At 64.3% G+C, this 11,583-nt stretch carries 11 protein-coding genes and 9 tRNA genes; all 20 read left to right on the plus strand.

The features are described from left to right. Positions 1–12 precede the first annotated feature (12 nt). Complete coding sequence (gene purF / locus DFR43_RS04555) at positions 13–1,518, plus strand: amidophosphoribosyltransferase (protein ID WP_133596177.1); 1,506 nt, start codon at positions 13–15, stop codon at positions 1,516–1,518. A 4-nt stretch (positions 1,519–1,522) separates the two neighbouring features. Continuing rightward, the gene (locus tag DFR43_RS04560) at positions 1,523–2,728 is read left to right on the plus strand and encodes an O-succinylhomoserine sulfhydrylase (RefSeq protein ID WP_133596178.1); all 1,206 of its coding nucleotides are present in this window, start codon (positions 1,523–1,525) and stop codon (positions 2,726–2,728) included. Then, positions 2,725–4,113: a glutamate--tRNA ligase gene (gene gltX, locus DFR43_RS04565; protein WP_133596179.1), complete on the plus strand. Its 1,389-nt coding sequence runs from the start codon at positions 2,725–2,727 to the stop codon at positions 4,111–4,113. Before DFR43_RS04560 ends, gltX begins: the two co-directional genes overlap by 4 nt. A 46-nt stretch (positions 4,114–4,159) precedes the next feature. Further along, a tRNA-Ala gene (locus DFR43_RS04570) sits at positions 4,160–4,235 on the plus strand. 41 nt (positions 4,236–4,276) lie between these two features. Continuing rightward, positions 4,277–4,352: transfer RNA gene (locus DFR43_RS04575), tRNA-Glu, on the plus strand. A gap of 3 nt (positions 4,353–4,355) precedes the next feature. Further along, positions 4,356–4,432: transfer RNA gene (locus DFR43_RS04580), tRNA-Asp, on the plus strand. Between the two features lie 18 nt (positions 4,433–4,450). Then, positions 4,451–4,526, plus strand: a tRNA-Glu gene (locus tag DFR43_RS04585). A gap of 47 nt (positions 4,527–4,573) precedes the next feature. Beyond that, positions 4,574–4,650 (plus strand) — tRNA-Asp (locus tag DFR43_RS04590). A gap of 9 nt (positions 4,651–4,659) precedes the next feature. Beyond that, positions 4,660–4,735: transfer RNA gene (locus tag DFR43_RS04595), tRNA-Ala, on the plus strand. Positions 4,736–4,748: 13 nt separating this feature from the next. Beyond that, positions 4,749–4,824: transfer RNA gene (locus DFR43_RS04600), tRNA-Glu, on the plus strand. 14 nt (positions 4,825–4,838) lie between these two features. After that, positions 4,839–4,915 (plus strand) — tRNA-Asp (locus DFR43_RS04605). Positions 4,916–5,033: 118 nt separating this feature from the next. Next, complete coding sequence (rpsO, locus tag DFR43_RS04610) at positions 5,034–5,300, plus strand: 30S ribosomal protein S15 (RefSeq protein WP_133596180.1); 267 nt, start codon at positions 5,034–5,036, stop codon at positions 5,298–5,300. 222 nt (positions 5,301–5,522) lie between these two features. After that, positions 5,523–7,655 carry a polyribonucleotide nucleotidyltransferase gene (pnp, locus tag DFR43_RS04615; RefSeq protein WP_133596181.1) on the plus strand — a complete coding sequence of 711 codons (2,133 nt, stop codon included), beginning with the start codon at positions 5,523–5,525 and terminating at the stop codon, positions 7,653–7,655. A 22-nt stretch (positions 7,656–7,677) separates the two neighbouring features. Further along, on the plus strand, positions 7,678–8,676 hold the full coding sequence (locus tag DFR43_RS04620) for an NAD(P)H-quinone oxidoreductase (RefSeq protein WP_133596333.1): 999 nt from the start codon (positions 7,678–7,680) through the stop codon (positions 8,674–8,676). 7 nt (positions 8,677–8,683) lie between these two features. Further along, positions 8,684–9,439, plus strand: a complete 756-nt coding sequence (tpiA, locus tag DFR43_RS04625; protein WP_133596182.1) for a triose-phosphate isomerase — start codon at positions 8,684–8,686, stop codon at positions 9,437–9,439. A gap of 19 nt (positions 9,440–9,458) precedes the next feature. Beyond that, positions 9,459–9,824 (plus strand): preprotein translocase subunit SecG, encoded by a 366-nt coding sequence (gene secG / locus DFR43_RS04630; protein ID WP_133596183.1) that lies wholly within the window; start codon positions 9,459–9,461, stop codon positions 9,822–9,824. Between the two features lie 105 nt (positions 9,825–9,929). Then, positions 9,930–10,014, plus strand: a tRNA-Leu gene (locus DFR43_RS04635). Positions 10,015–10,054: 40 nt separating this feature from the next. After that, positions 10,055–10,414, plus strand: a complete 360-nt coding sequence (locus DFR43_RS04640; RefSeq protein ID WP_133596184.1) for an NADH-quinone oxidoreductase subunit A — start codon at positions 10,055–10,057, stop codon at positions 10,412–10,414. A gap of 28 nt (positions 10,415–10,442) precedes the next feature. Further along, a complete protein-coding gene (locus tag DFR43_RS04645; RefSeq protein WP_133596185.1) occupies positions 10,443–10,922 on the plus strand; it encodes a NuoB/complex I 20 kDa subunit family protein in 480 nt (159 codons plus the stop codon). A 19-nt stretch (positions 10,923–10,941) separates the two neighbouring features. Next, positions 10,942–11,583 carry an NADH-quinone oxidoreductase subunit C gene (locus DFR43_RS04650; protein WP_133596186.1) on the plus strand — a complete coding sequence of 214 codons (642 nt, stop codon included), beginning with the start codon at positions 10,942–10,944 and terminating at the stop codon, positions 11,581–11,583.

The raw sequence follows: 11,583 nt of genomic DNA on the forward strand, positions 1-11,583 counted from the left end.
AGGATCTGATCCATGTGTGGAATCGTTGGTGTCGTCAGTCAGGCACCGGTCAATCAGCTGATTTATGACGCGCTGCTGCTCCTGCAGCACCGCGGCCAGGACGCCGCCGGCATCGTCACGCAACTGGAGCGCAAGTTCTTCATGCACAAGGCCAAGGGCATGGTGCGCGATGTCTTTCGCACCCGCAACATGCGCGCCCTGCCGGGCAACAGCGGCATCGGCCAGGTGCGCTACCCCACGGCCGGCAACGCCTTCAGCGAGGAGGAGGCCCAGCCCTTCTATGTGAATGCGCCGTTTGGCATCGTCATGGCGCACAACGGCAACCTCACCAACGCGCACGCCCTCAAGCGCGAGATGGTGCAGTTGGACCACCGGCACATCAACACCGAAAGCGATTCCGAGGTGCTGCTCAATGTGCTGGCGCACGAACTGGGCAAAGCCAGTTCCAATGGCGCCTTGAACACCGACGCCATCTTTGCCGCCGTGCGGGCCGTGCATCGCCGGCTCCGGGGTTCGTACGCCGTGGTGGCGCTCATAGCCGGGCACGGCCTGCTGGCGTTCCGCGACCCGTTTGGCATTCGTCCGCTGTGCATCGGCCGGGGCAAGGACGGCACCGTGATGGTGGCCAGCGAGTCGGTGGCGCTGGAGGGCACCGGCCACGAATTCCTGCGCGACATCGCCCCGGGCGAAGCGGCTTTCGTCTCGCTCGACGGCGACATGCAGTTCCAGCAGTGTGCCGACCAGCCGCGGCTCTACCCCTGTGTGTTCGAATTCGTCTACCTGGCCCGCCCCGACTCGACGATCGACGGCATCTCGGTTTACCAGGCGCGGCTCAACATGGGCGAGACGCTGGCCACCCGCGTCATCTCCACCGTGCCGCCCAACCAGATCGATGTGGTCATACCCATTCCCGAATCGAGTCGGCCCAGCGCCACCCAGCTCGCCCAACTGCTGGGCAAACCCTACCGCGAAGGGTTCGTGAAAAACCGCTACGTGGGTCGCACCTTCATCATGCCCGGGCAGGCCGTGCGCAAGAAATCCGTGCGCCAGAAGCTCAACGTGATCGCCAGCGAGTTCAGGGACCGCAATGTGCTGCTGGTGGACGACTCCATCGTGCGCGGGACCACGTCGAAGGAGATCGTCCAGATGGCGCGCGAGGCCGGTGCCCGCAAGGTGTATCTGGCCAGCGCCGCGCCGCCGGTCGTTCATCCCAACGTCTATGGCATCGACATGCCCACCCGTGACGAGCTCGTGGCCCACGGGCGCACGGTCGAGGAGGTGCGCCAGATCATCGGCTGCGATGCGCTCATCTACCAGGACGTGGCCGCCATGAAAAAGGCGGTGGGCCGGCTCAACCCCTGCCTCCACGGTTTCGAGGCCTCCTGTTTCGACGGGGTGTACGTCACGGGCGACGTCACCGCTGAGGACGTGACGCGGCTCAACGCGGGGCGCGTCGGTGGCGATGAGGACGAGGGCGGCACCTCGCGGCTGACGCTGCCCAACGCCCAGGAAAGCTGAACCCATGAGCGAGCGACTGCACCCCGACACCCTGGCCGTGCGTGTGGCCGCGCCGCGCAGCCCTTACGGCGAGAACTCTGAAGCGCTGTATCTCACCAGCGGCTACGTGCAGCCGAGCGCCGAGGCATCCGCCCGCCGCTTTGCCGGCGAGGAAGAAGGTTACACCTACGGCCGCTCAGGCAATCCCACCGTGACCAGTTTCGAGCAGCGGCTGGCCGCCCTCGAAGGCACCGAAGCGTGCATGGCCACGGCCTCGGGCATGGCGGCCATCATGCTGATGTGCTTCAGCCTGCTGAAAGCCGGCGACCACGTGGTGTATTCGCGGTCGATGTTCGGTTCCTCCTTGAAGCTCATCGGCAGTGAGTTTGCCCGCTTCGGGGTCGAATCCACCGCCGTGCCCCAAACCGATCTGGCGGCCTGGAAAGCCGCTGTGCGTCCCCACACGCGGCTGTTGTTCGCCGAAACCCCCACCAACCCCTTGACCGAGGTGTGCGACATTGCCGCGCTGGCCGACCTGGCCCACGACGCCGGGGCCTGGCTCGCGGTGGACAATTGCTTTGCCACGCCCGCGCTGCAACGGCCGGTGGCCTTCGGCGCCGACATCGTCATCCATTCGGGCACCAAATTCCTGGACGGGCAGGGGCGGGTCATGGCCGGCGCGGTCTGCGCCTCCGAGGCGCTGGTGCGCGACAAACTGTTGCCCGTCCAGAAAAACGCCGGCATGGTGCTGTCGCCTTTCAATGCCTGGGTGGTGCTCAAAGGGCTGGAAACGCTGAGCCTGAGGCTCAAGGCCCAAAGCGCCCAGGCGCTCGCGCTGGCCCAATGGCTGCAAGCCCACCCGGCCGTGGCGCAGGTGCATTACCCGGGCCTGCCCAGCCATCCCCAACACGCTTTGGCCATGCGGCAGATGGACGGCTGTGGCGGCGCCGTGCTCGCCTTCGATGTGAAAGCGGCCAATCCCGAGCAAGCCCGTGCCCGCGCCTTCCATGTGCTCGATCGCTTGCAAGTGCTGTCGCTGTGCACCAACCTGGGCGACACCAAAACCCTGTGCGCCCACCCGGCCAGCACCTCGCACGGCAAATTGTCCGAAGCCCAGCGCCAGGCCGCCGGCATCGGCCAAGGTCTCATCCGTGTGGCCGTCGGCCTCGAACATCTGCAGGACATCCAGGCCGATCTGGCCCGCGGCCTCAATACCCTCGATACCCTATGACCTCCCGCGTTCGCACCCGCTTTGCCCCATCGCCCACCGGCTTCATCCATCTGGGCAACATCCGCTCCGCCCTTTACCCCTGGGCATTTGCCCGCGCCAACGGCGGCGACTTTATCCTGCGCATCGAAGACACCGATCAGGAGCGCTCCACCCAGGAGGCGGTGGACGTCATCCTCGAAAGCATGGCTTGGTTGGGGCTACAGCCGGACGAGGGCCCTTACTACCAAATGCAGCGCATGGACCGCTACAAGCAGGTCCTGGCCGAACTCCAGGCCGCCGGGCATGTGTATCCGTGCTACATGAGCGTGCAAGAGCTCGATGCCTTGCGCGAACGCCAAATGGCCGCCAAGCAAAAGCCGCGCTACGACGGCACCTGGCGCCCCGAACCCGGCAAGGTGTTGCCGCCTGTGCCGGCCGGCGTGCAGCCGGTCTGGCGCTTCCGCAACCCGACAGACGGCGTGGTGGCCTGGGACGACAAAGTCAAAGGACGGATCGAAATCCAGAACGCCGAGCTCGACGACCTCGTCATCGCCCGGCCGGATGGCACCCCCACCTACAACTTCTGCGTCGTGGTCGATGACATCGACATGCGCATCACCCATGTCATCCGCGGAGACGATCACGTCAACAACACCCCGCGGCAGATCAACATTTTCCGCGCCCTGGGCAAAGAGCCGCCGGTGTACGCCCATTTGCCCACCGTGCTCAACGAACAGGGCGAAAAAATGAGCAAGCGCCATGGCGCCAAGCCCGTGACGTGGTACCGCGACGCCGGATTCCTGCCCGACGCCATGATCAATTACCTCGCGCGTCTGGGCTGGAGCCACGGCGACGACGAAATCTTCAGTCGCGAGCAGTTCCTCCAATGGTTCGACCTGGACCACCTGGGCCGCAGCGCCGCCCAGTTCGACGAGGCCAAGCTACGCTGGGTCAATGGCCAGCATATGAAAATGACCCCCGATGCGCAACTGGCGACCTGGGTGGCCGCCCATCTGGCGCGGGAGGGTATCGAGGCCGACCCACGGCTGCCCGCCATTTGCGGCCTGTTCAAAGACCGCTGCGATACCACCGTGGCCTTGGCGCAATGGGCGCGGCTTTTCTACATCCAGGCGCAACCCAACGACGCCGACCGCGCGCAGCACCTGACGCCAGCCATCGCCCCCGCCATTGCCGCCTTGGCCCAACGCCTGCGCGACATCGACTGGCAACCCCAGGCGATTGCGGCCGCTTTCAAAGACACCCTGGCCGAATTCGGTTTGAAAATGCCGGCCTTGGCCATGCCCGTGCGCGTGTTGGTCATGGGCACGCCACAAACGCCTTCGGTGGATGCGGTGCTACACCTACAGGGCCGAGAAAAAGTATTGACCGCCCTGCAAAACCTCTGAAATTCGGTATAGAATCCAAGTCTTGCCAAAAACGAAGGCAATCCATGGGGGTATAGCTCAGTTGGGAGAGCGCTTGCATGGCATGCAAGAGGTCAGCGGTTCGATCCCGCTTACCTCCACCAAGCGGCTTGCTTTGTGGTTGGCAAAAGTTTTTCAGGTTTGTGACCCTATCGTCTAGAGGCCTAGGACATCACCCTTTCACGGTGAGTACCGGGGTTCGAATCCCCGTAGGGTCGCCACCAGGAGTGGTAGTTCAGTTGGTTAGAATACCGGCCTGTCACGCCGGGGGTCGCGGGTTCGAGCCCCGTCCACTCCGCCAACGGTTTTGCTAGGTTTTGACCCTATCGTCTAGAGGCCTAGGACATCACCCTTTCACGGTGAGTACCGGGGTTCGAATCCCCGTAGGGTCGCCAAGTTTGCAGCCACTTGGCTTGCGTCGGCAAGCGAAGGCTGTCTGCCAGGAGTGGTAGTTCAGTTGGTTAGAATACCGGCCTGTCACGCCGGGGGTCGCGGGTTCGAGCCCCGTCCACTCCGCCAGTTGCTTTTGGGGGTATAGCTCAGCTGGGAGAGCGCTTGCATGGCATGCAAGAGGTCAGCGGTTCGATCCCGCTTACCTCCACCAAAATCCTCGTGCGGACCCTATCGTCTAGAGGCCTAGGACATCACCCTTTCACGGTGAGTACCGGGGTTCGAATCCCCGTAGGGTCGCCAGTCACTCAAGGCCGGGAGTGGTAGTTCAGTTGGTCAGAATACCGGCCTGTCACGCCGGGGGTCGCGGGTTCGAGCCCCGTCCACTCCGCCAATCCTTTGTGTTATAATCAAAAGTTGCCCGATATGTTTCGGGCTTCACGCCCGTTGCGGCCAACCGGCTGTCTGGTCGGTCTCTGCGGCGGGATGCAAGTCTTCAACGAAGGAAAATCATGATTTCTCAAGCCGCCAAGGCCGAAGTGATCGCTGCCAATGCCCGCAGCGCCAACGACACCGGCAGCCCCGAAGTGCAGGTCGCCATTCTGACCGCCCGCATCAACGAGCTGACCCCCCACTTCAAAACCCACCACAAAGATCACCACGGTCGCCGTGGCCTGCTCAAGCTGGTCAGCCGCCGTCGCAAGCTGCTGGACTACCTGAAGTCCAAGGATTCCGACCGTTACGTGGCCCTGATCCAGAAGCTGGGTCTGCGCAAGTAATCTCTGGTTTGGTGCCTCGCTGAACCTACAGGACGCCTGGGTTGCTCCGTCGCCCCAGGCGTTTTTCGCTTCAATCACCGGAGTCCGCTGTTCAGATCGAAGCTGTGTCATTCCAACGGGGCGGCCGGGCCGTCGCCGCTACGCTGGAATGGCATCGTGTTCTGAGGGCGTGTCTCCAGGCAGCGGGTGTGGCCTGATACACCCACCACACAGGAGCACAACATGAGCCTCTTCAACAAAGTCACCAAAACCTTCCAGTGGGGTCGCCACACCGTGCGCATGGAAACGGGCGAAATCGCCCGCCAGGCCACGGGCGCCGTCTTGCTGGACATGGACGGCACCGTCGTGCTGGCCACGGTCGTTGCCAAGCAAGACGCCAAGGCCGGGCAGGACTTCTTCCCTCTGACGGTCGATTACATCGAGAAGTCCTACGCCGCGGGCAAGATTCCGGGCAGTTTCTTCAAGCGCGAAGGCCGCCCCAGCGAGTACGAGACCCTGACCAGCCGCCTGATCGACCGTCCGATCCGGCCGCTGTTCCCCGAGGGCTTCTTCAACGAAGTGCAGGTCGTGGTGCACACCCTGTCGCTCAACCCCGAGGTCGATGCCGACATTCCGGCCATGATCGCCACCAGCGCGGCGTTGGCCATCTCGGGCATTCCGTTCAACGGGCCCATCGGTGCGGCGCGCGTGGGCTATGTCAACGGTCAGTATGTGCTCAACCCGGGTCAGTCCGAGCGCGCCAACAGCCAAATGGATCTGGTGGTGGCCGGGACCGAGGCCGCCGTGCTGATGGTGGAGTCCGAGGCCGATCAGCTCTCCGAGGAGGTGATGCTGGGCGCGGTGGTGTTTGGGCACGAGCAGGGCAACATCGCCATTGCCGCCATCAACGAACTGGTGCGCGAAGCCGGCAAGCCGGCGTGGGACTGGCAGCCGCCGGCGCAGGATGAGGGGCTCGTTGCCAAGGTCGAGGCCCTGGGTCGTGACAAGCTGGCTGCCGCCTACCAGATCCGCAACAAGCAGGCCCGCACCCAGGCCTGCCGCGAGGCTTACGCCGCGGTGATGGACGGGCTCAAGGCCGAAGGCATCGAGTTCGATCCGGTCAAGGTCGAGGGATTGCTGTTCAACATCGAGGCGGCCATCGTGCGTGGCCAGATTCTGGCCGGCGAGCCCCGCATCGACGGCCGCGACACCCGCACCGTGCGCCCGATCGAAATCCGCACCGGCGTGTTGCCGCGCACCCACGGCTCGGCGCTGTTCACCCGTGGCGAAACCCAAGCGCTGGCCATCGCCACCCTGGGCACCGACCGCGATGCGCAGAAGATCGATGCGCTGGCCGGCGAGTACGACGACCGCTTCATGCTGCACTACAACATGCCACCGTTTGCCACGGGCGAGACGGGCCGCGTCGGCTCGCCGAAGCGCCGTGAAATCGGTCACGGCCGCCTGGCCAAGCGTGCCCTGGTGGCCGCGCTGCCCAGCAAGGACGAATTCCCCTACACCATCCGCGTGGTGTCGGAAATCACCGAATCCAATGGCTCCTCCTCCATGGCTTCCGTCTGTGGCGGCTGCTTGGCGTTGATGGATGCCGGCGTGCCGATGAAGGCCCATGTGGCCGGCATCGCCATGGGGCTGATCAAGGAAGGCAACCGCTTCGCCGTGCTGACCGATATCCTGGGTGACGAAGACCATCTGGGCGACATGGATTTCAAAGTGGCCGGCACCACGCACGGCATCACCGCCTTGCAGATGGACATCAAGATCCAGGGCATCACCAAGGAGATCATGCAGGTGGCCCTGGCCCAAGCCAAAGAGGCGCGCATGCACATCCTGGGCAAGATGCGCGAAGCCATGGGCGAGGCCAAGGCCGAGATTTCCGATTTCGCGCCGCGCCTCTATACCATGAAGATCAATCCGGAGAAAATCCGCGATGTGATCGGCAAGGGCGGCGCCACCATCCGCGCGCTGACCGAAGAAACCGGCACGCAGATCGACATCGCCGAAGACGGCACCATCACCATCGCCTCCACCGACAGCGCCCGGGCGGCCGAGGCCAAGCGCCGTATCGAGGAAATCACGGCCGAGGTGGAAATCGGCAAGGTGTACGAAGGGCCGGTCACGAAGATTCTGGACTTTGGCGCGCTCGTCAATCTGCTGCCGGGCAAAGATGGCTTGCTGCACATCAGCCAGATCGCCCACCAGCGCGTCGAGAAGGTCACCGACTTCCTCAAGGAAGGCCAGATCGTCAAGGTCAAAGTGCTGGAGGCCGACGAGAAAGGCCGCGTCAAACTCTCGATGAAGGCCTTGATCGACCGCGAGGATGCGGCCGCTCAACAGCAGCAGCAACAGCAGCAGTGATCGCAGCGGCATGACGCAGACCATGCGAGTGGTGGAAATTTCGGCCTATGGCGCGCCCGAGGTGCTGCGTCTGGCCGAGCGCGAGCGTCCGCAGCCCGGCGCGGGCGAGGTGTTGATCCGCGTGGCCGCTTCCGGGGTCAATCGGCCCGACGTGTTGCAGCGCACCGGCAACTATCCCGTCCCGCCGGGGGCTTCCGACATCCCGGGGCTGGAGGTGGCCGGTGTCATCGAAGCCGGAGATGTCCAGGCGATGGCCGAGGCGGGTCTGGCGATCGGCGATCACGTCTGCGCCCTGGTGGCTGGCGGCGGTTATGCCGAGTACTGCGTGGCGCCGGTGGGGCAGTGCCTGCCCGTGCCCAACGGCTGGAGCGATCTCGATGCGGCGGGCTTGCCCGAAACCTTTTTCACCGTCTGGAGCAATGTGTTCGACCGGGGGCGTTTGCAGCCGGGCGAAATCTTGCTGGTTCAAGGCGGATCGAGCGGCATCGGCGTGACGGCGATTCAGATGGCCAAGGCCTTTGGGGCGCGGGTCATCGTGACGGTCGGTAGCCCGGACAAGGCCCAGGCCTGTCTGGCGCTGGGGGCCGATCATGCCATCCTGTACAAGACCGAGGACTTCGTCCGCGCCGTTGCCGACTACACCGGCGGGCGCGGCGTCGATGTCATCCTCGACATGGTGGCCGGCCCCTATGTGGCCCGCGAACTCGACTGTCTGGCCGAGGATGGTCGCCTGGTCATCATCGCCGTCCAGGGCGGAGTGCAGTCCGACATCCACGCCGGCAAAGTGCTGCGCCGCCGCTTGACCATCACCGGGTCCACCTTGCGTCCGCGTCCGGTGGCGTTCAAAGCTGCCATTGCCCGCCATCTGCGTCAGCATGTCTGGCCCTGGCTGGAAACCGGCCGCATCCGGCCCGTGACGCATCGCGTCTTTGCCCCCACGCAGGCGGCTGAAGCCCATGCCCTCATGGAGTCCAACCAGCACATCGGCAAGCTGGTGATCGACTGGTCTTTGCCGGGTTGAGGCAGCTATGCGCAGAAAACTCATCGTTGGCAACTGGAAGATGAACGGCAGCCTGGCGGCCAACGCCGAACTGCTGCAACGTCTGCGCGCCGGGGCAGGGCAAGCGCCGGGGGTGGATCTGGCCGTGTGCGCCAGCGCCCCTTATCTGGCGCAACTGCAAGCCTTGCTCAGCGGCTCGGGCATCGATTGGGGGGCGCAGGACGTGTCCACCCACGAGTCGGGTGCCTACACCGGTGAAGTCAGCGCGGCCATGTTGCGCGATTTTGGGTGTCGCTACGTGATCGTGGGCCATTCGGAGCGCCGCCAATACCACGGCGAAAGCGATGACGCGGTGGCGCTCAAGGCCCAGCGTGCATTGGCCGCCGGCATCACGCCCATCGTGTGTGTCGGCGAAACGGGGAAAGACCGCGAAGCCGGACGCACCGAATTCGTGGTCAAGCGCCAGCTCTCGGCCGTCATTCATGCCGTGGGGCACTGCACCAGCGAGATCGTGGTGGCTTATGAGCCGGTCTGGGCCATCGGTACCGGTCACACCGCCACCCCTGAGCAGGCGCAGGCGGTGCATGCGGTGCTGCGGACCCAGCTGCGGGCCGCCACGCCGGGGGCTGAACGTATCCGGATCCTGTATGGCGGCAGCATGAACCCGGCCAATGCGGCCGATCTGCTGGCGCAGCCCGACATCGATGGCGGCCTCATCGGCGGTGCCTCGCTCGATGCCGCGCAGTTCTTGTCCATCGCCGCCGCGTGTCCGGTGGCACAGTGATTTTTTTGGAGTCTCTTTCATGAACGTTGTGTTGACCATCCTGCTTGCGGTTCAGTTGCTTTCGGCCCTGGCCATGATCGGCCTCATTCTGGTGCAACACGGCAAAGGCGCCGATGCCGGTGCGGCCTTCGGCGGCGGGGGCGCGGGCTCGGCCACGTTGTTCGGCGCCAGCGGCGGCGCCAACTTCCTGTCTCGCAGCACCGCGCTGCTGGCCACGGTGTTCCTGGCCTGTACCTTGGCGCTGGCCTACTTTGGCAAGCAGCAGCCCGTTTCCAGCGGCAGCGTGCTGGAAAACCTGCCGGCTGAGACGGCCCCGGCCGCTCCGGCCCAGATCCCCGATGCCGCTCCGGCGCCCGCGGGTGCCGCGCAGATTCCGGGGCAGTGAACGGGACTCCGAAAAAACCCTGAGTTTTCAGGGTAGAATCGTGGTCTGTCGAGCGGCAGGCCACGGGGTAAAGCCCCAGACATCCTGCCGTCAGACCGCTCATTTGCCGACGTGGTGAAATTGGTAGACACGCTATCTTGAGGGGGTAGTGGCGAAAGCTGTGCGAGTTCGAGTCTCGCCGTCGGCACCAATTCAACAAGGCGCCTCTGGCGCGCCCGCAGGATAGCCAAATGAACCTAGAGCAATACCTTCCAGTTCTTTTGTTTATTCTGGTGGGTCTTGCAGTTGGGGTACTCCCCCAGGTGTTGGGCTACATCCTGGGTCCCAACCGGCCAGACCCGGAAAAAAACTCCCCTTACGAATGCGGCTTCGAGGCGTTTGAAGACGCGCGCATGAAGTTCGATGTGCGCTACTACCTCGTGGCCATCCTGTTCATCCTGTTCGATCTGGAAATCGCCTTCCTCATCCCTTGGGCGGTGGCGTTTTCCGACATCGGCCCGGTCGGTTTCTGGGCGGGCGTGATGTTCCTCGCCATTCTGGTTGTGGGCTTTGTCTACGAGTGGAAAAAAGGCGCCCTGGATTGGGAATGACGACGTCGAACCGGGCAAGGAGTCTCGCATGATTGAGGGTGTCTTCAAGGAAGGTTTCATCACCACCAGCTACGACTCGGTGGTGAACTGGGCCAAGACCGGCTCGCTGTGGCCCATGACCTTTGGCTTGGCCTGCTGCGCGGTCGAGATGATGCACGCCGCCACGGCGCGCTACGACCTGGCCCGCTTCGGGGCGGAGGTGTTCCGGGCCAGCCCGCGCCAGTCCGACCTGATGATCGTGGCCGGTACGCTGTGCAACAAGATGGCCCCGGCCCTGCGCAAGGTCTATGACCAGATGGCCGAGCCGCGCTGGGTGATCTCCATGGGGTCGTGCGCCAACGGCGGCGGCTATTACCACTACAGCTATTCCGTGGTGCGCGGCTGCGACCGCATCGTGCCGGTGGACGTCTATGTGCCGGGCTGTCCGCCCACGGCCGAGGCGCTGATCTACGGCATCATTCAGCTGCAGCAGAAGATCCGCCGCACCAACACCATTGCACGCGCCTGAGAGGCGGGAGGCTAAATCGATGACGCACGCAGTCAAGGGCGCGGTTCATGTGGGTGTGTGGTCCGCCGTGCCGCCCGAATCCTTGCGCGACACCTTGGTACAGACGCTGGGCGATCGCGTGTCCCGGGTCGAGTTGGTTCGCGGCGAAATCACCCTGGATGTGCCGGCCGACCGGTATGTGGAAGTCATGCGCACGCTGCGGGATGCGCCGGGGTGTCAGTTCGAGCAATTGATCGATCTGTGTGGCGTCGATTACTCCGAATACCGCGATGGAGCCTGGGAGGGCGCCCGCTTCGGCGTCGTGGTGCATCTGCTGTCGGTGTCGTTGAACCAGCGCGTGCGCGTGCGCGTGTTCTGTCCGGATGACGACTTCCCGGTGGTGGACTCCGTGACCGCCATCTGGTCCTCGGCCAACTGGTACGAGCGCGAAGCCTTCGATCTGTATGGCATCGTCTTCGAGGGCCACGAGGATTTGCGCCGTATCCTGACCGACTACGGTTTCATCGGCCACCCCTTCCGCAAAGACTTCCCGCTGTCCGGTCATGTGGAGATGCGCTACGACCCCGAACGGCGCCGCGTCATCTACGAGCCCGTGACCATCGAGCCGCGCGAAATCACGCCGCGCATCATCCGTGAAGACCACTACGGCGGGTTGCACTGA

It is taken from the genome of Tepidicella xavieri (genome assembly GCF_004363315.1).
Taxonomy (GTDB): domain Bacteria; phylum Pseudomonadota; class Gammaproteobacteria; order Burkholderiales; family Burkholderiaceae_C; genus Tepidicella; species Tepidicella xavieri.